The sequence below is a fragment of the Streptomyces sp. C1-1 genome, assembly GCF_050214755.1.
GTDB lineage: Bacteria > Actinomycetota > Actinomycetes > Streptomycetales > Streptomycetaceae > Streptomyces.
In genome coordinates this window covers 260,430-279,518 of record NZ_CP189826.1, presented here as the reverse complement: position 1 = coordinate 279,518, position 19,089 = coordinate 260,430, and the positions used below count along the sequence as shown (strand labels likewise).

At 72.3% G+C, this 19,089-nt stretch carries 12 protein-coding genes; 9 read left to right on the top strand and 3 right to left on the bottom strand.

The features are described 5' to 3' along the window. Positions 1–191: 191 nt before the first annotated feature. Positions 192–3,707: a carboxylic acid reductase gene (gene car / locus ACQF4J_RS01300; RefSeq protein WP_427164235.1), complete on the bottom strand. Its 3,516-nt coding sequence runs from the start codon at positions 3,705–3,707 to the stop codon at positions 192–194. 638 nt (positions 3,708–4,345) lie between these two features. Here car and ACQF4J_RS01295 point away from each other — a divergent pair. The 9 genes from ACQF4J_RS01295 (at position 4,346) to ACQF4J_RS01255 (ending at position 16,019) form a co-directional block, all read left to right on the top strand. Continuing rightward, positions 4,346–5,389, top strand: coding sequence for a ParB N-terminal domain-containing protein (locus ACQF4J_RS01295; RefSeq protein WP_351584590.1), 1,044 nt, complete (start codon positions 4,346–4,348; stop codon positions 5,387–5,389). Positions 5,390–5,575: 186 nt separating this feature from the next. Continuing rightward, positions 5,576–6,409, top strand: coding sequence for a 2-amino-3,7-dideoxy-D-threo-hept-6-ulosonate synthase (locus tag ACQF4J_RS01290; protein ID WP_351584592.1), 834 nt, complete (start codon positions 5,576–5,578; stop codon positions 6,407–6,409). 120 nt (positions 6,410–6,529) lie between these two features. Continuing rightward, positions 6,530–7,642 (top strand): 3-dehydroquinate synthase II family protein, encoded by a 1,113-nt coding sequence (locus ACQF4J_RS01285; RefSeq protein WP_351584594.1) that lies wholly within the window; start codon positions 6,530–6,532, stop codon positions 7,640–7,642. Positions 7,643–7,746: 104 nt separating this feature from the next. Next, positions 7,747–9,111 carry an aspartate kinase gene (locus tag ACQF4J_RS01280; RefSeq protein ID WP_351584596.1) on the top strand — a complete coding sequence of 455 codons (1,365 nt, stop codon included), beginning with the start codon at positions 7,747–7,749 and terminating at the stop codon, positions 9,109–9,111. Between the two features lie 103 nt (positions 9,112–9,214). Next, positions 9,215–10,459 (top strand): cytochrome P450, encoded by a 1,245-nt coding sequence (locus tag ACQF4J_RS01275; protein WP_427164234.1) that lies wholly within the window; start codon positions 9,215–9,217, stop codon positions 10,457–10,459. A gap of 62 nt (positions 10,460–10,521) precedes the next feature. Further along, positions 10,522–12,063 carry a GMC family oxidoreductase gene (locus ACQF4J_RS01270; protein ID WP_427164232.1) on the top strand — a complete coding sequence of 514 codons (1,542 nt, stop codon included), beginning with the start codon at positions 10,522–10,524 and terminating at the stop codon, positions 12,061–12,063. Between the two features lie 53 nt (positions 12,064–12,116). After that, the gene (locus ACQF4J_RS01265; protein ID WP_427164231.1) at positions 12,117–13,610 is read left to right on the top strand and encodes an aldehyde dehydrogenase family protein; all 1,494 of its coding nucleotides are present in this window, start codon (positions 12,117–12,119) and stop codon (positions 13,608–13,610) included. Positions 13,611–13,642: 32 nt separating this feature from the next. Beyond that, positions 13,643–14,662 (top strand): zinc-binding dehydrogenase, encoded by a 1,020-nt coding sequence (locus ACQF4J_RS01260; RefSeq protein ID WP_427164230.1) that lies wholly within the window; start codon positions 13,643–13,645, stop codon positions 14,660–14,662. A gap of 52 nt (positions 14,663–14,714) precedes the next feature. Beyond that, on the top strand, positions 14,715–16,019 hold the full coding sequence (locus ACQF4J_RS01255; protein WP_427164228.1) for a flavin-containing monooxygenase: 1,305 nt from the start codon (positions 14,715–14,717) through the stop codon (positions 16,017–16,019). 381 nt (positions 16,020–16,400) lie between these two features. Here ACQF4J_RS01255 and ACQF4J_RS01250 read toward each other — a convergent pair whose 3' ends face one another. Then, a complete protein-coding gene (locus tag ACQF4J_RS01250) occupies positions 16,401–17,630 on the bottom strand; it encodes a cytochrome P450 family protein (protein ID WP_351573242.1) in 1,230 nt (409 codons plus the stop codon). Positions 17,631–17,692: 62 nt separating this feature from the next. Then, complete coding sequence (locus ACQF4J_RS01245; RefSeq protein ID WP_351573239.1) at positions 17,693–19,033, bottom strand: MFS transporter; 1,341 nt, start codon at positions 19,031–19,033, stop codon at positions 17,693–17,695. Between the last annotated feature and the right edge of the window lie 56 nt (positions 19,034–19,089).

Sequence of the window (19,089 nt, the reverse complement as noted above, 5' to 3'; positions counted from 1 at the left end):
GCCGCGCGCCGGGTGGCCCGGCCACCGCAGGCCGGGGCGGTCGCAGAGCCCGGCGACCGCGTCGTCCCCGGGCGGCAGGGCTCTGGTCGGGCCCGCGGCGGCTCCTGCGGGGGCCCGCGCACGGCGCCGGCTCCCGCGGCGCCCGTCGCCCCGGGAAGCAACGCACCGTCACTTCCCGGGGCGGGCGGTTTCTACGGGATCAGGCCCAGGTGCCGCAGGTCCGCCACATATTTCTCGATCAGCGGCCGGGACAGGTGCGGGATGTCCTGCTCGGAGCCGATGCCGGCGGCGCGCACCGCGGCACGGAACCGCTCGGCGGGCAGCGCCGAGGTCGTGCGAGGGGTGAGCGGCTCCCGCCAGGCGGCCATCAACGGCAGCAGGGAATACGGGCGCTGCGCCTGCGGCAGCGTCTGCAGCGCGGCCTCGAACTGCTCGCGCCACTCCCGGTGGCCGCCGACCCGGCGGACGGTGGTTCCGCTGTCGATGAGCCAGTCGACCACGGTGTCCAGCGAGACCCCGTCGTCGTGCGGGTTGACCACGTTAAACGTCCGGAATTCGGTGTTCCGGTAGCCCAGGGCGGCCACGGCGGCGGCGACGAAGTCCCCCGGCAGCCCGTCGTAGTGTGCCCGCGGCCGCCGGCCGTCTTCCGCGCCGCTGTAGAACGACTCGGGCGCGATCCCCGTGGCGATCAGGCTCAGCAGCAGGCGGGTGAAGGTGTCCGGCACGTTGAGCTGCCCGGCGTACCGGGCGTGCGCCAGGATCATGCCGCAGCGGAACACCGTCACCGGCAGCCCGCACAGGTCGTGGGCCTCGCGCAGCAGCACCTCGCCGGCCCACTTGCTGGTGGCGTAGCCGCCCGCCTGCCGGTCGTCGATCGCGCGCTCCGGGCTGTCCTGCCTGATGTCGGTGTCCTCGGCCGCGGTGGCGGTGCCGTGTGCGGCCAGGGCCACGGTGGACACGTACACCACCGGCTTCAGCCGGGTGGTCAGGGCGGCGCGGATGACCTGGGCGGTGCCGGCCACGTTGGGTTCGAACAGCTGGCGGTACGGCAGCACGTGGTTGACCAGCGCTGCCGGGTGCACGATGAGGTCCACCGTGGCGGTCAGCTGCTGCCAGTCCCGTTCGCTCAGGCCCAGGCACGGCGCGCCGATGTCGCCGGCCAGCACGCGCAGCGCGCCGTTGGCCGTCAGTTCGGCGAAGTGGCTCTTGAGCGCGGTGTCCCCGCTGTCCAGGGCCTCCTCCAGGCGCTGCAGGGCGGCCCTGTCGTCGGCGGCACGCACCAGGCAGACCAGCGTGCCGCCCACTGGGGCCAGGCGCTCGAGCCACTCCAGGCACAGCAGTCGGCCGAGGTAGCCGTTGGCCCCGGTAAGCAGCACCGTGCGCGGTTCGCCGGCCGGCCGGGGCAGTGCCGTGCTCGCGGTGAGGGTCTCGGCGTCGATGAACTTGTCCAGGGTGAGGTCTCCGGCACGCACCGAGGTGGCGTGCTCGCCGTGGACGGCGGCGCACGTGGCCCGCCGCGCCGCGGCGGCGCCGCGTAGCCGCTCCACATGGGCGGTGATCTCGCCCAGGGTGTTGGCCGGTCCCAGGACGGTCCCGACCGAGACCTCGACGCCGAAGACCTCCCGCAGGAGGTTCGCGAACGACAGCGCCGACAGCGAGTCGCCGCCCAGATCGGTGAAGCGCTGCTCCGGGTCGGGTTCGGCGTCGAGGCCAGGCAGCAGCGCCTGCGCGGCGCGGGCGACGGTCTCGGCCACCGGGCGGTCGTGGTCCTGCCACACCGCGCGCAGCTCCGCGGCCTGACCCGCGGCGAGTTCGGCGTAGCGCTGTTCGAGGCGTTCGCCGTACCGCTCCTTGAGCCGCGGGCGCAGCTGCTTGGTCGAGTCGGTCAGCAGACCGTTGTCCTGGCTGAACGGCACGGTCTCGACGATCAGGTCGCGCGGGATCTCGTACGGCGCCAGTCCGGCCATGGCGGCGACGCTGTGCAGCGACCGGCTGAGCGCCGCCTTCAGCGTCGCCTCGTCGGCGGCCTGCGCGATCGGCTCGGGGGTGGGCACCACCACGGCGAGCAGGTACGCACGGGAGCTGTTGCCGTACACGAAGATCTGCCGCACCAGCGGGCTGGCGACGAGCGCCGCCTCCACCTTGGACAGCGCGACGAACTCGCCCTGGGAGAGCTTGAGGACGTTCTTGCGCCGGTCGACGTAGACCAGTTCGCCGGGCGCGGTCTCGGCCATGATGTCGCCGGTGCGGTAGTAGCCGTCCTGGTCGAACACCTCGGCGGTGTCCTCGGGGCGCCGGTAGTAACCGGGGGTGATGATGGCGGTCTTCACCAGCAGTTCGCCGCGCGGATGGGGGGAGTCGGTGGTGGAGTAGCCCAGTTCGGGTACGTCCACGAGCTTGTAGTCGAGCACCGGGGGGCTCTGCACGCGGTGGTCCAGCATGACCAGGCCGGTCTCGGTGGTGCCGTAGCTGTTCAGGAGCGGGACGTCGAGGGCGTCGCGGAGGAAGGCGGCCAGCTCCGGGGCGAGCGGGGCGGACCCGCAGGGGGCGTGGATGACTCGCCCGCCCAGTACGTGGTCGCGCAGGTGCGCGATCACCTCGGCGCGGTCGGTCTCGCCCGGCTCGCCCCGCACCGCGCGCTGGTTGAGCTGGGCGTGGTAGCTCTCGAAGAGCAGCTCGCACACCCGCGGCACCATCGCGATCTCGGTCGGCCGGATCAGCGCCAGGTCGTCCAGGAGGGTGGACAGGTCGCTGTTGGCCACGAAGTGCGCGGTGCCGCCGGTGGCCAGCGTCTTGATCACCAGTCTCCTGGCGACCAGGTGGCTCTGCGGCAGGAAGTTGGCGGTGATCAACGGGTACTGGTTGTCGGCTCCCGCAGGCGGGCGCCACATGAGGGACACCGTCGACTCCGGGAACATCACGCCCTTGGGCGTGCCGGTGCTGCCGGACGTGTAGATGAGGGCTGACAGCGCGCCGTCGGCGCTGGTGTCCGGCGGGAGTTCGGGCAGCGGCGGCAGCGAGCCCGCGCGGCCGACGATGTCGGACAGCAGCTCCAGCGACGTCGGGGCACCTGTCGTGTCCAGCAGCCGCTCGGCGGCCGCCAGCGCCTCCCGGTTTTCGGGAAGCTCGGGGTGGTGGTCGAAGACGAGGATGCGGCGTACGCAGCTCTGCCCGGCCAGCGCTTCGAGTACGGTCGCCAGCCGGTCGGTGCTGGTGGCGAAGACGCGTGGGGCGGCCTCCGCCACCAGGTGGCGGATGTGGTCGACCGAGGCGTTGGTGTGCAGGGGCACGGCGACCGCCCCGACCTGACCGCACGCCAGGTCGACCGTCGTGTAGTCGGTGCCGGCGAACCCCAGGATCGCGACGAAGTCACCTTCGCGCAGCGGGTGTTGCGGGTGGTGGTACCAGTCGGCGGCGACCGCGCTCAGCCGTGACCACAGCTCGCCGTACGAGATGGTGTCGAACCGGGGCAGCAGTCGCGCGGTGACGCGGCCCTCTTCGCTGACGTACTGCCTGGCGCGCTCGCCGAGTGCGGGCCGGTCGGCGTACGCCGCAAGGGCGCGCCTGACGATCTCGGACAGGCGCGGCTCGCGTCCGGCCCTCTCCTCGAAGACACCGGCCAACGGCATGCTGTCGGCGAGTTCCGGCTCGGCCCGGAACAATTCGGCAATACGCTCCTTCCGGGTTTTCCCTGCGGAAGCGCGCACAGTGGTGCCTGGTGAGTCATTACCCATGACCACGCCTTTCCGTGACCGCGAATTGTTTCCGGCACATGAGCCCGGCTGAAAGCCGAAGAGGGCCACCACGGGCCGGGCCGGCGCATGGGAGCAGAAGACTCCAGTGGCCAAGGCGCGGTCAGCTTAGCCCGCGGATAAAATGAGCGCCAGGTTGTCGCGGGATGGTGGGGGAGGGGTGGGGAATTGTTTCAGCGGCGCCGTTCGGAATTGCCCTCGTGTGGGTGGGCGCAGTGATTCCCGGGGAAATCGCCGCGCACCGCGTCCGGGCCGCTTCCGAGGTTGCGGTCGGGGCCGTGTCCGGGGCCGCGCTCGCGTCACCGCACCGCGGCTTGCCCGGGCTGCGCTGTCGCCGTCGGCCGTCGGCCGTCGCGCGATCCGCTCCCCGAGGCTGCGCGGAAGCTCCGTTGTCTCTGCCCGTCGGCACGGCCCTCTGTCCATCGGCGGTGTGCAACCGGGGATTTCCCCGGTTGCACACCGCCCAGGGGGTGCGGCGGATCGCTGTAAAAGATACCTTGGCGAAGGTATTCTTGTGCTGGGTCCGTCGGAGTGCGCACAGGCTCTGCGGCCCCTGACCGACAGCGGCAGGTGTAGCTGAGGAGTGGTCGAACGTGGCGGACAGCGAAGCAGTGCTCCAACGGCGGGACGCGCGCCTTCACCCACCGGATCGCGTGGACGCCGAGGCGCGATACGCCGGATCGGACACCGGCACGGAAGCGGAATGGATACCGATCGCGGACCTCGATCTGTCCCACTCGCCGCGCTCCGCGGGGGAGAACGGCGAGCACATACGGGTCCTGGCAGAATCGCAGGCCGACCTGCCGCCCATCGTCGTGCAGCGCGGCACCAACCGGGTCATCGACGGCGTGCACCGGGTCCGCGCAGCCCGATTGCGAGGGCAGGAGGCCATCCAGGCGCGCTGGTTCGACGGCGACGACGCGAGCGCCTTCGTTCTGGCGGTCCGGCTGAACGTACGGCACGGACTGCCGTTGTCGCTGGCCGACCGGAAGGCGGCGGGCACCCGCATCCTGTGCGAGCAGGAAGGCTGGTCGAACCGGGCCATAGCGTCGGCCGTCGGGCTCTCGCCCAAGACGATCGCCGCCCTGCGCGAGGCGATCGGGCGGCCCGGCGGGCAGACCAGGCTCGGCAGGGACGGCCGCGTCCGGCCCGTCAGTACCGCCGCCGGGCGGGAGCGCGCCAAGGAGATGCTCCTGCGTGAACCCGCCTCCTCCCTGCGGGCGGTGAGCGCGGTGGCCGGCGTGTCCCCGGGCACCGTCCGCGACGTGCGCGACCAGATCCACCGGGAGACCAGGGCCGTGATCCCCGATCAGCGTCGCCTCCCGCCCGCACGCCACGTGGAGAACGGGCGCGCGCCGGCCGCGTCCTCGGGACAGGGCAAGCTCGACCGGTCCACCGCGCTGCTGCGCTCCCTGCGCACCGATCCGTCCCTGCGGTTCAACCAGTCCGGCCGCCTGCTGCTGAGCATCCTCGCGGTGGCCGCCATCGACCCGCAGGCGCAGGAGGGGCTCGTCCTCGACCTGCCCGACCACTGTCTCGACTTCGTCGCGGAACTCGCGCAGGCGAGCGTGCAGGCGTGGCAGGGCCTTGCCGCGCGCGTGTCGCAGCGCCGGGCGCAGCCGCCCGAGCAGCAGTAGCCCGCGCCAAACACTGAAAAGCGAGAAAAATGCGGGGCTTGACGGGCCGGTGAATTCCTTGGTTTGGTCGTTGAGGCAACACCGGAAACACCGGAAACACCGCAGAAAGACTTCCGAAGAAAGCGCGTCGAATGCGCACCGGACAACTGATCTGGTCATCTGGGTTTGAGACGGGGTGTTGATAAAATGACCGATGCATACGGCTGGAACGGCAAGGATCGCCGGGTTCAGCGAATTGTCCACTCGGCTTCCGGGACGACGTTCCTGGTTCCGCTCGACCACTCGCTGGCCGACGGTCCGGTGGCTTCCGCCGCCGGATTCGCCAAACTCGTCGAGGAAATGGCCGCCAACGAGGTGGACGGGATCATCGTCCACAAGGGGCGCGTGAGGTTCCTGCCGGCCGACGCGCTCGGGCGGATGGCACTGATCGTCCACCTCAACGGCAGCACCCAGCTCGCCCCCGACAAGGACGCGAAGATCCTGGTGGGCGCCGTGGAAGAGGCGGTCGCCCTGGGTGCCGACGGCGTCAGCGTGCACATCAACCTCGGGTCGGACACCGAGGCCGCCCAGCTCACCGACCTCGGCGCGGTCGCCGGACAGTGCGCCCGCTACGGCCTGCCGCTGCTCGCGATGGTCTACCCGCGCGGTCCCCGCATCACCGACCCGAAGGACCCGGTCCTCCTGGCCCACGCCGCGAACGTCGCCGCGGACCTCGGCGCCGACATCGTGAAGCTGCCCTACACCGGCTCGCCCCTGACGATGCGCGAGGTCGTCGCGGCCAGCCCGATCCCGGTCGTCACCGCCGGCGGCGGCGTACTGGAGGACACCGGCCAGTTCCTCGACCTCATCGACAGCACGATGGAGTCCGGCGTGCTCGGCGTCGCCGTCGGACGCAACGTCTTCCAGGCGGCGGACCCGGGCGGACTGGCCCGCTCGGTGGCCCGCCGCGTCCACGCCGGACCCCGCTCCCTCGAGGACCTGGCCGTCCTGCGCCAGGAACTGTCCGAGGCGACCGTCTGACAGCCATCCCCACCCGGCGGCTCCCACCAGGCCGGCCACCCACCGCACATCATGACGACCCGTCACCGACAGCCAGGCGCGACCACGACAGGCAAGCCACCCACAATCAAAGGTGCGAACATGAAATCCGCATGGATCGACCTCCGCGGCACCGCTTCCGAACTCGCCACCGCCATCGTCGAGGAAAGCACCCACATCGGCATCGAGACCGTGGTGCTGGACGACCCCGAACTGGCCGGCAAGGTCCCGCCGAACGTGCAGAAGGCCGCCGTGGTCACCGGGGAGACGCCCACCACCCTGATCGACCAGCTCGTCGAGGTGGTCGACATCCTCATCGCCGACCACAGCATCGCCGAGAAGTTCGAGGGCCTCCGTCCCGACCTGCGCTCCGGCGTCCTGGTCAAGGTGCTGGACGAGCAGACCCTCGACCTCGCCTGCCGGATCGCCAACGAGGCCGACCTGACCCTCGTCGAGTTCCGCCAGGACCCCAGCAAGATCCCGCTGGAGATCCTGCTCGCCGCGGCCGACAAGGCCAAGGGCTCCATCGTCACCGTCGTCGAGGACGTCGAGGACGCCGCCACCACCCTCGGTGTGCTGGAGCGCGGCTCGGACGCGGTGCTGCTGGCCCCCAAGCGGGTCGGCGACGCCACCGAGCTGATGCAGGTCACCCGGGGCGAGGCCGCCTCGCTGGAGATGGAGGAGTTGGAGATCGTCCAGCTCACCCACCTCGGCCTGGGCGACCGCGTCTGCGTCGACACCTGCTCCCACCTGCGGCCCAACGAGGGCATCCTGGTCGGCTCGTACTCCACCGGCCTGGTCCTCGTCAGCAGCGAGACCCACCCGCTGCCGTACATGCCCACCCGCCCGTTCCGGGTGAACGCGGCCGCGCTGTCCTCGTACACCCTCACGCCCGGCAACCGCACCCAGTACCTGTCCGAGCTGCACTGCGGATCGGAGATCCTGGCCGTCAGCACCGACGGCAGCGTGCGCACCGTGGTCGTGGGCCGGATCAAGATGGAGTCCCGCCCCATGCTGCGGATCGAAGCCCGCACTCGCAGCGGCCAGCTCGTGGACATGGTCGGTCAGGACGACTGGCATGTGCGCGCGCTCGGCCCCGGCGGCAGCGTCCACAACTTCACCGAGCTGCGGCCCGGTGACGTCATCCTCGGCCACACCATGACCGACCAGCGCCACGTCGGCTACGCGATCCGGGAGTTCCTCCACGAGCAGTAGAGCCCGCGCCGGTCACGTGACCGCCTGCGGGATGCGGCGGTCACCGCGGCGCTCGGGCCCACGTCCTCCACGTCCCACGGATTTGAAGGAAGAGAGTGCGTGAGATGGCGCTCATAGTGCAGAAATACGGCGGAACGTCGGTCGCCACACCTGACAAGGTCATCGAAGCTGCACGGCAGATCCGGGCGGCACGCGAGGACGGGAACCAGGTCGTCGTGGTCGTGTCCGCCATGGGCGGGGCCACCGACGAACTGCTGCGGCTGGCGTCCGCGGTGACCGCCCGCCCCGACGCACGCGAACTCGACGCCCTGCTGTGCACGGGCGAGGCCGCGTCCGCCGGGCTGGTCTCGCTGGCGCTCAACCACCAGGGCGTCGCGAGCCGTTCGTTCAGCGGTCCCGAGGCGGGCATCCGCACCGACCACCGCCACGGCCGGGCCACGATCGTGGAGGTGGACCCGCGCAGGCTGCGGGAGGAGCTCGCCCGCGGAGCCGTCCCCGTCGTCGCGGGATTCCAGGGCGAGTCGATCGCCACCGGGGCCCGCACCACCCTGGGCCGGGGCGGCTCCGACACCACCGGTGTCGCCCTGGCCGCCGCGCTCGGCGCGGACCACTGCGAGATCGTCACCGACGTCGCGGGCGTCTACACGGCCGACCCCCGCACGGTCGCCGGCGCCCGCCGCCACACCTCCCTGCTGTACGAGGAGATGGCCGAACTGGCCGTCAGCGGCGCCAAGGTGCTCGCCTCCGACTCGGTCGACTACGCGCGCACCCACGGCGTCGACCTGAAGGTGCGCTCCAACAGCGCCGCGATCGGCCCGCAGACCTGGGTGGGCGACGGCCGTCGCGCGTCCGGGGCGGCGTCCGGGGAGTCCTGGACGCCCGCGGGCCGTCTCCGCGGAATCGCCGGGGTCGCCGGGCGCTCCGGCCTGGTCCGCTGCGTGCTGCGGCGGATCGCCTCCGACCACGTCCTGCGCCTGCTCGGCGAACTGGTCGAGCGCGAGACCGAGGTCGAGCTGCGCCGCTACGGCAACCTCGGCACCGAGGACGCCGGCGACATCGCGCTCACGCTGCCCGAGGACAGCGCCGAGGAGATACGGGAACTGCTCGCCGACACCGACCGGGGCATCCGCCTCGACGAGGCGCACTGGACGTCGAACCTGGCCCGGCTGTCCGTCGTCGGCCTGGGCATCGGACGGCAGCCGTACGCGCCGCTGCGGCTGCTGGAAGCCCTGCGCTCGGTCGGCGCCGCACGCACCGACCTCCATGTCACCTCCAACCGGCTCAGCGTGCTGACCGGTCGCAGCGACCTGGCCGCGGCCACCCAGATCGTCCACGACACCTTCCTGTCCGAGCCGGTGACGCCCCTGGCCGACCCGGCGGACCCGGACCATGCCCGCGCCGCCTGGCCGCTGGCCGCCGGGCCGGGGCGGCTCGACGTCGCGATGCCCGCCCTGGCCGCCGCCGAGTGACCCCGGCCCCCACACCACGAGGGAGAACACCGATGTCCGCCATCCCACTCGACCCCGGCCGTCCGGGCGGCCCGGCCGCCGGGCCAGGGCCGGAGGGCGTTCGATGACCGCCACGCCGACCTTCGACCCCACCTCCGACGAGCAACTCGCCGACCCCTATCCCGTCTACGCGCAGATGCGCGCCCAGTGCCCGGTGCTCCACGACTCGGGCCGGGACATCTGGATCCTCACCCGCCACGAGGACGTGGCGCGCGTCGTCCACGACCCCGAGACCTTCTCCTCCGAGAGCGCGGTGCGGATCACCGCGGGACCCGAGGCCGACGAGGTCAAGCAGGTCCTGGCCGAAGGCTGGGCGCTGACGCCGAACCTGACCGAGAGCGACGGCGAGGAGCACACCCGGCTGCGCGTGGCGGTCAACCGCGTCTTCACACCGCGGCGCGTCGCGGCGCTGGAGCCCTTCGTCCGGGACACCGCCGAGGAGCTGATCGACCGGTTCGCCGCGGACGGCCGGGCCGACATCATCGAGGGCTACGCCTGGCCGCTGCCGCTGATCGTCATGGCGCGGATCCTGGGCATGCCGCCGGGGGACGTGCCGCTGCTGCGGCAGTGGAGCTCCAACTGGCTGAAGCTGTCCGTCGGCACCGGCGAGCCGGCCGAGCGCGTCGAGTGGGCCCGCGACGTCGTCACCATGCAGCACTACGTGATGGGCCTGCTGGACGACATCGACCGGGCCGGCGAGGACTCGCTCGTCGCCTCGCTGGCGCAGTACGGCGTCGAGCACGGGCTCGACGACGTGGAACTGATGCGTATCGTGATGAACCTGATCATCGCCGGACACGTCACGGTCACCCGCGCCATCGGCAACGGCCTGGTCACCCTGCTGGAGAACCCCGACCAGCTCGCCGCCCTGCGCGCGGGCGAGGCGTCCGCCGAGGCGATGGTCGAGGAGATCCTGCGCTTCGAGTCCCCGGTGCAGGGCCTGTTCCGCACCGTGACGCGCGAGACGGAACTCGGCGGCAGGCAGCTCGTGCCGGGCGACCGCGTGATGGTCCACTGGGGCTCCGCCAACCGGGACGGGTGCGTCTTCGACAACCCGGACGAGTTCGCTCTCACCGGCAGGCCCCGCCGGCACCAGATGGCCTTCGGCCGCGGCGTCCACGCCTGCCTCGGCGCCTCCCTGGCACGACTGCAGCTGCGCGTCGCCATCCCGCTGCTCTTCGACCGCCTGCCCGGGCTGCGCCTGGGCCCCGCCGGCTCCCGCACCCGCGAACGCCTCGTCATCGCGCGCGGATTCGAGGAACTGCACCTGCACTGGAACGTCCCACCCCTGCGAGAGGCCGCATCATGACCGCACCAGCGCTCGGCCCGCGAAGCGTCGCCGGCCGGCCCCGGACCGTGTAGGCGGCCGCCATGACCTACGACGTGATCGTGATCGGCGGCGGATCCGCCGGCTGCGTCCTCGCCAACCGGCTCAGTGCCGACCCGCGTCGCTCGGTCCTCCTCCTGGAGGCGGGACCCGACTTCGCCACCACCGACGACACACCGTCGGACCTCAAGGACGCGACCTACGCCCCCTACACCTACGACTGGGGTTACCGCTCCGTCCCGGACGGCTTCGGCAACGAGGTGCCCGTGCCGCGCGGCCGCGTCATCGGCGGCTGCTCCGCCGTCAACGTCTGCGTCGCCATGCGGGCCCGCCCCTCCGACCATGAGGCGTGGGCCTCCGCGGCCGGCCCCGCCTGGGGCTACGCGCAGATGCTCCCCCTCTACCGGCGGATGGAGCACTACCCGTACGGCGAGGAGAAGTACCACGGCCTGGGCGGCCCCTACCGCATGACACTGAGCGCCCCGCAGGACCTGGGGCAGCACGCCGTCGCGGCCCAGCGGGCCGGCGTGCGCCTCGGGCACGCGGAGGTCGCCGACTTCAACGCGCCCGGTGTGCCGGGATTCGCCCGCACCCCGCTCAGCGCGGCCGACGGCATACGGCTGAGCACCGCCATCGGCTACCTCAACCCCGTGCGCGAGCGGCCCAACCTCCAGGTGCGCGGCGAGACGCTGGTCGACCGGGTGCTGTTCCGCGGCACCCGGGCCCGGGGGGTACGGCTGGCCACCGGCGAGGAGATCCCCGCCCGGCACGTCGTGCTCAGCGCCGGCGCCTACAACTCGCCCGCCATCGCCCTGCGTTCGGGCATCGGCGACCGCGGCGACCTGACGGCGCTCGGTATCGACGTGGTGGCCGACCTGCCCGGGGTGGGACGCAACCTCACCGAGCACCCCGCCTACTGGAACGTCCACGCGGCCAAGCCGCCCGAGGCCGAGGCCCGGTCGGTGTTCGGCAGCGTCCTCAGCATCGCCACCGGTCCGGGCGAGCCCGACTTCGACGTACAGATCCTGCCCTCGGCGGCCGTACCGGCCGACAGCCTGCCCGAGCAGTTCGTGCCACGGGCCGAGAACCACCCCACCGGCTGGGACATGGTCTTCTTCGTCTCCTGCGTCCAGCCCCGCTCCCGCGGGAGCGTACGGCTGGCGTCCCCCGACCCCCAGGACGCGCCGACGATCGACCTCGGCCTGTACACCGCCGCCGACGACGCCGAGCGGGTCGCCGACGGGGTACGTCTGGCCCGCCGCCTGGCCCACACCCGCCCGCTGGCCGAGCTGCTGGCCGACGAGCGGGTACCGGGCCCGGACATCAGCGACCGGGAACTGGCCGACGCCGTGCGCCGCGCCCCGGCGCACTACAACCACGGCAGCGCCACGATGCGCATGGGCCGCTCCGACGATCCGACCGCCGTGGTCGACGCCGACGGCGCCGTGCGCGGCGTCGAGGCACTGACCGTCGCGGACGCCTCGGTGTTCCCGGCGATGCCCCGCGTCGCCACGAACGTCCCCGCCATCGTGGTCGCCGAGCGGATCGCCTCGGTGCTGTGCGAACGACTCGCCCCGCGCACCTGAGCCCCACCACCAGCCCATGCCGGACCTGCCCGGCGCACTATCAGGAGGAACCCGTGTCCACGACCGTCGAAGCCGTACAAGTCCTGCGCACCCGCTGGTCGTCCGAGAACGAGGCCGACCGCTTCACCGTGGACGACCCGGCGACCGGCCGGCCCCTGACGGTCATCCAGGGGGCCGACGCCGACCGGGTGGACGAGGCGGTCAGGACCGCCCACGAAGCCCACTACGCGTGGAAGGCCCGCACCCCGCGTGAGCGAGGCCGCTGGCTGTACAAGGTCGCCCAGGTCATCCGCGAGCACGCCGACGAGATCGCGGCGCTCGAGTCCAGCGACAACGGCAAGCCGTTCACTCAGGCACGCCAGTTCGACCTGGAGGGCGCGGTCACCATCTTCGAGATGTTCGCCGGCCTCTGTGAGGCGATGCCCGGCCAGGTCCGCGACGCGGGCAGCATGCTCGACGTCACGGTGCGCGAACCGTTCGGTGTCGTGGGCGCGATCGTGCCGTTCAACTGGCCCCCGCTGCACACCGCGGGCAAGCTCGCCCCCGCCCTCGCGGCGGGCAACGCCGTGGTCATGAAGCCGCCGGAGCAGGCGCCCCTGTCGGTGCTGCGCATCGCCGAGCTGGTCCAGTCCGTGCTGCCGGACGACGTCGTGCACATCGTGCCCGGCGGCGGTGAGGTCGGCGCCCACCTGGCCGGGCACAAGCTGGTCGGCAAGATCTCCTTCACCGGCGCGCCCACCACGGGCCGGGCCGTGATCAAGACGGCCGCCGACAACCTGACGCCGACGCTGCTGGAACTCGGCGGCAAGAACGCCCTGATGATCTTCGACGACGCGGATGTGGACTCGGCGCTGCGCTGGGCCGTCGAGGGCGGCTACTTCAACCAGGGCGAGGCGTGCACCGCCTCCTCCCGCGTCCTGGTGCACGCCGACCTGCACGACGAGGTGGCCCGCCGCCTCGCGGCCGCCGTCCGGCGGCTGAGGGTCGGCGCCGGCTCCGACGCGGACACCCACGTCGGCCCGCTGGTCAGCCCCGCACAGCGGCAGCGGGTGCTGGACTACCTGGAGATCGGCGTCGGCGAGGGCGCGACCATCGCCGCGCAGGCGCCCCTGCCCACCGACCCCGGGCTGGCCGACGGCTACTACGTGCCGCCGACCCTGTTCACCGGCGTCACCCCCGACATGCGGATCGCACAGGAGGAGATCTTCGGGCCCGTCGTGTGCCTGATCCCCTTCCGGGACGAGGCCGAGGCCGTCCGCATCGCCAACGGCACCGAGTTCGGTCTGGTCGCCGGCGTGTTCACCCGCGACTCCGAGCGCGCCCTGCGGGTCAGCCGCGAGCTGCGGGCCGGCATCGTGTTCGTCAACCACTACAACCGCGCGTTCACCGGCACCCCGTTCGGCGGCGTGGGCGCCAGCGGGTACGGCCGCGAGCACGCCCTGGAGACCTTGCAGGAGTACAGCTTCAGCCGCAGCCTGCGCCTGCCCTCCGGCCGCGAGGAGATCCCCCGCTGGGCGCCGTCCCTCGACGTCGTCGACGAAGCCTGACCGGGATCCGGACATCAGCAAGGTGGTTGCCTGTGAGTACGACGATGCGCGCGGCGGTCTGCGTGGAAGCGGGCGGTCCCGAGGTCCTGCGGATTCGCGAGCTGCCCGTTCCCGAGGTCCGCGAGGGCTGGAGCCTCGTACGCGTGGAGGGTGCGGGCCTGAACCGCTCCGAACTGAGGACCCGTCAGGGACACTCCCCGAGCGTCTCCTTCCCCCGCGTGCTCGGCATCGAGTGCGTGGGTACCGTGGCCGACTCCACCGATCCCCGGCTGCCGGCCGGGACGACGGTCGCTGCGGTCATGGGGGAGATGGGCCGGGAGTTCGACGGCGGCTACGCGCAGTACGCGCTGCTGCCGAACGCCCTGCTGATGCCGCTGACCACCACCCTGCCGTGGGAGGTCCTGGCCGCGCTGCCCGAGACCTACCTGACCGCGCACGGCGCCCTGGACGCCCTGGGCATCCTGCCTGGCGGGGGACGGCTGCTGATCCGCGGCGGGACCTCCTCGGTGGGGTTGGCGGCGGCGCAGATCGCCGCCGCCCACGGCATCGAGACCGCGGCGAGCACCCGCAACAGGGGCAAGACCGAGGCACTGAAGGCGGCCGGCGTCGACCACGTCCTCCTGGACGACGGCCGGCCGCCGGCCGACGCCGTGCAGGCGCTGTGGCCCGACGGACCGGACCACGTCCTGGACCTGGTGGGGACCCACACCGTGCCGGACTCGCTGCGGCTGGTGCGCCGCGGCGGGACGGTGTGCGTGGCGGGTTCGCTCAGCGGCTGGCTGATCCCCGACTTCGAACCGATCGCCATGATCCCCACCGGGACCAGGCTCACCGCCTTCCACAGCGACACCGTCAAGGGCGGCAACGGCCAGGGTCTGCTGCAGCGGATCGTCGACGCGGTCCAGGCGGGCGTCTACCACCCCCACCTCGACCGCGTCTTCGCCCTGGACGACATCGTGACCGCCCACCGCCGCATGGAGGCCGCCCAGGCCACCGGCAAGACGGTCGTGCTGCCCTGGGCCGACGCCACCGGCGGGCGAACCGGCCCATGACGCACCACCGCGCGAGCAGAGACCACATCCGAAGCGGACCAGGAGCGCAGCCATGATGACCGAGTTCGTCGAGACCGCCGTCGTCGGAGGGGGCCAGCAAGGGTGCTCGGTCGCGGGCTCCCTCGCCCGCTTCGGCTACCGGGCGGTGGTCTTCGAGCGGGGAGAGATCGGCCAGGCATGGGCGAAGGAGCGCTGGGAGAGCCTGCGCGTCAACACGCCCAACCGGACCGTCACCTTCCCCGGCATGCCCTACGACGGCGACGACCCCGAGGGCTACATGCCCGCCCGCGAGGTCGCCTCGCGCCTGCGGCGCTACGTGGCGGAGGCGGGCATCGACGTGCGCGAGCACACGCCCGTGCGGTCCGTCGAGGCACCCGTCGACGCCCCCGCCCACCCCGGCGCACGCTTCCGGCTCCACCTGGAGAACGGCCAGAGCGTCGAGGCCCGCAACGTCGTCGCCGCCCTCGGCGGCTACTGCGCGCCGCGCCTGCCCGAACTGACCGCCCGGATCGACCCCTCGATCACCCAGCTGCACACCCGCTACTACCGCACCCCCCAGTCCCTGCCGCCCGGCGCGGTCCTCGTCGTCGGCTCGGGCAACAGCGGCCAGCAGATCGCCGAGGACCTGAGCGACGCCGGCCGGCAGGTGTACCTGGCGGTCGGCCGCCACAAGACCTCACCGCGCCGCTACCGGGGGGCCCAGGTCCTGGACTGGCTGCAACTGCTGCCGCTGGAGGGCAACTTGGAGTCCGCGTCCGGCGGGCGCGGCAACTCCCCGGTCCTGCCCGGCGTGTCGGTGCTCACCGGCAAGGCCGGCGGCCGTGACCTCAACCTCGGGGTGCTGGCCCGCAAGGGCGTCACCCTCGTCGGCACCGTCCGCGGTGCGCAGGGCGACATCCTGCAGCTGGAGGACAACGTCCGCGCGATCGCCCGGGACGCGGCCCGCGCCGAGTCCGAACTCCTCACGGCCATCGACACCGCGATAACGCGGCACGGCCTGGTCGTACCCGAGCGCACGCCCATGACCCCCTTCGACGACACGCAGTTCACGGACTACGGCGACACGCTGGACCTGGCCGCCCAGAACATCACGTCGATCGTCTGGGCCACGGGATTCGTGCCCGACTACCGCATCCTTCCCCCGGCCGCCCTCGACGACAGCGGCATGCCGGTGCACCGCGCTGGGGCAGGCACCCTGCCGGGGCTGTACTACGCGGGCCTGCCCGAGGGCGGTTCGGTGATGCCGCTGCTCATCGCCTCCACCCGGGTCCAGGCGGAGCGGGTCGCGCGTGGCATCCAGCTCGACAACACGCTGCGCCATCGCTCGCCGGCGGCGCTCGGCCGGCTCTGGGGCTGACCGAAGCCGGCTTCGGCAACCAGCACGACGCTCACAGCGGCGCCCGGCGGGTTCTCCCGCCGGGCGCCGCTGTGTTGTCGGCGTGTCGGCGCCGTCCGGGCCGTGCTGTGCCGGTGTGTCGCTGGCGTGTCGGCGCCTTCCCGGCCGTGTTGCGCCGCTCCGTCGCTGAGCCCTGCCGCCGTGTGTCGTGTGCTGTCACCCGGCCCGGCCCCGGCGCCTCGTCGGTGGCCGCGCCGGACGGGAGCAGGGAACGGCGCCGGCCGGGACGTGATCCCGGCCGGCGCCGAAGGGGGCCGGGCCATGGCCGGCGGGCCGATGTCACGGACACGCCGTCGGCGCCGCCCCAGGTTCCTGGCAGGCGGCGCCGGCGGCACGGGAACGTCAGGCCGGTCGCGGTACGACCTCCAGGCGCTGGGGCCCGTTGATGATGAAGGACTCCACCCGCGCGGGCTGCTGGCCGGGGTGCGCCAGGGCGAGCTCGGGCAGCCGGCTGAAGAGCGTGCTCAGGGCGACGTCCGCTTCGAGGCGGGCGAGGTGCGCGCCGAGGCAGAAGTGGGGCCCGTGACCGAACGCGAGGTGCTCCTTGCTGGACCGTGTGGGGTCGAAGCGTTCGGGGCACTGCGGGTGCAGTTCCGGGTCGCGTCCGGCGGCCGCGAAGGCGACGGTGATCGCATCGCCCTTGCGGATGACGACGCCTTCGCCCAGGTCGATGTCCTCCAGGGCGCAGCGCATGGGTATGTGCATGATCGGGCCCTCGAAGCGCAGCGTCTCCTCGATGACGTCCTTCCAGCCGATGCTCCCCTCGTGGATGCGGGTGAGGGTCTCGGGGTGATCGAGCACGGCGTGGACGGCGCTGGTGATGAGGTTGACGGTGGTCTCGTAGCCGGCGCCGATCATGAGGAACAGCGTGCCGAGCAGGACGTCGTGGGACAGCGGTTCCTGGCCGGGATCGGAGGGCAGCAGCAGGTCGCTGGTCAGGTCGGCGGCCGGGTGCTCCCGCTTGTAGCGCAGCAGTTCGCCGAGCCGCTCGTACAGGGTGTTGTTGGCGGCCAGTGCCTCCTCCGGGCCGAGGGAGGAGTTGAGCACCGCGTCGATCCCGGTGCCGATCTTGGTACGCAGGTGGTCGGGCACGCCGAACAGGTCGCAGATGACGGTGATGGTCAGGGGCAGGGCGAGGGCCTGGCGGATGTCGGCGACGGACCCCGGGGGCAGTGCGGCCAGAGCGTCGATCAGCCGGTCGGCGGTCGCCTGGACCTGCGGACGCATGCGTTCGACCTGCCGCGGTGAGAACGTGGGGGCGACACGGCGCCGGGACGTGCGGTGCTCCTCGCCGTAGAAGTTGAAGAAGCTCTGCTGCAGGGCGAGGGCGGCCAGCGGCCAGCCGTCGGGCATGTGGGCGAGGTCGGGCCAGTGCTGTCGTATGTCGCGCGAGACGCGTGGGTCGTTGGTCAACGACTGGATGACGCTGTGCCGGGTGACCGCCCAGGCGCGGACGGGTCCCGGAAGCTCCACGAGCACAGCGGGCGCCTCGCGCAGCGCGGTGGCTTCCGCGTGCATCGCACGGCCGGTGGGATCGAGGACGGGGCAACGGGTGACGGACAGGGCTGTCATGGGGGACTTCCTGACTTCGGATCGGATCGGATCGGGTCGGAGGGGAGATGCGTCGGTTCCGCTCAGCCGCGGGCGGTGGCGACGTCGGCGGGCGCGGCCACCGGCCGTGCGGCAGCGGCGGGTTGCGCGGGTGAGCCGGCGGGGAGCTCGCGCAGGAACAGCGACGCGGCCAGGCCGATGACTCCGGTGGCGGCCATGTACAGGGCGATCGGTGTCCAGCTGTGGTATCTGCCGAGCAGGGAGGTGGCGATGAGCGGGCTGACGGCGCCGCCGAGCAGACCGCCCACGTTGTAGCTGATGGACATCCCCGAGTAGCGCAGCGCCGTGGGGAACAGCTGCGGGTAGAACGCGCCCTGCACGCCGTAGTTCGCGGCGAACCCGGCGAACAGCGCCAGGAAGCCGAGCGCCATCAGCGGCAGGGACCTGGTCTCCAGCAGCGGGAACCAGGCGAAGGGGGCGGCCGTCATGACGGCGATGCCGCCGACGAAGACCGCCTTGCGGCCTCGGCGGTCCCCGAGGCGGCCGAAGAACGGCATGGCGACGATCAGGAAGACGCACGACCCGGCGAGCAGCGTCAGCATCTGCGAGCGGCTCACGTGGATGGTCGCGGCGTATTTGAGGGAGAACACGGACCCGAGGTAGAAGACCAGGAACATCGGGAGCGCCGACAGCGACGCGCACAGGGTGAGCAGACCGTGCCGCCCCACGATCTCGAGCGCCGGTACGGTCCTGACGGCGCCCGCGGACTTCACCTGCTCGAACTCGGGGGTCTCCGCGAGCCGCAGCCGCACGCGCAGTGCGAAGGCCACGAGCACCGCGCTGAACAGGAACGGCAGCCGCCATCCCCACGCCAGCACCTGACGGTCCGGCAGGAGGGTGACGAGCAGGAGGACGGCGTTGGCCAGCAGCAGCCCCCAGGCGTTGCCGGTGCCGACGACGGCCGTGAGCAGGCCCCGCTTGTTCGGCTGGGCGTTCTCCAGCGCCATCAGGAATCCGCCGCTGGACTCCCCGCCGAGCGAGCATCCCTGGACGAACCGGAGGACGGTCAGCAGGATCGGGGCGGCGATTCCGATCGTGCGATAGGTGGGCAGCAGGCCGATCAGGACGGTGGCGCCGCCCATCACGGTGAGCGTGGCGATCAGCGTCGTCCTGCGGCCCAGCCGGTCCCCGAGATGCCCGAAGACGAAGGCGCCGAGCGGCCTGCCCACGAACGCGACCGCGAACGTCGACAGCGACAGCAGGGTTCCGGTGGTGGGGGCGAAGGAGGGGAAGAACAGGGTGCCGAAGTACAGGGACGAGAACGACCCGTAGATGAGGAATTCGTAGAACTCGATGCTGTTGCCGATGAGGCTGCTCAGTACGGCCCGGGTGCGCTGCCTCTCGCAGGCGGGGTCGGGTTTCATGGTGTCTCCGAGGCTCAGTGGGCGAGGGTGCCGGTGAGGTGGTGCGGCTGAGGGCC

What these genes read in the sequence shown, in the direction of transcription:
- ACQF4J_RS01290 (WP_351584592.1), top strand. Translation starts at nt 5,576, where the DNA reads ATGACCGATGCATACGGCTGGAACGGCAAGGATCGCCGGGTTCAGCGA.
- ACQF4J_RS01285 (WP_351584594.1), top strand. Translation starts at nt 6,530, where the DNA reads ATGAAATCCGCATGGATCGACCTCCGCGGCACCGCTTCCGAACTCGCC.
- ACQF4J_RS01280 (WP_351584596.1), top strand. Translation starts at nt 7,747, where the DNA reads ATGGCGCTCATAGTGCAGAAATACGGCGGAACGTCGGTCGCCACACCT.
- ACQF4J_RS01275 (WP_427164234.1), top strand. Translation starts at nt 9,215, where the DNA reads ATGACCGCCACGCCGACCTTCGACCCCACCTCCGACGAGCAACTCGCC.
- ACQF4J_RS01270 (WP_427164232.1), top strand. Translation starts at nt 10,522, where the DNA reads ATGACCTACGACGTGATCGTGATCGGCGGCGGATCCGCCGGCTGCGTC.
- ACQF4J_RS01255 (WP_427164228.1), top strand. Translation starts at nt 14,715, where the DNA reads ATGATGACCGAGTTCGTCGAGACCGCCGTCGTCGGAGGGGGCCAGCAA.
- ACQF4J_RS01250 (WP_351573242.1), bottom strand. Translation starts at nt 17,630, where the DNA reads ATGACAGCCCTGTCCGTCACCCGTTGCCCCGTCCTCGATCCCACCGGC.
- ACQF4J_RS01245 (WP_351573239.1), bottom strand. Translation starts at nt 19,033, where the DNA reads ATGAAACCCGACCCCGCCTGCGAGAGGCAGCGCACCCGGGCCGTACTG.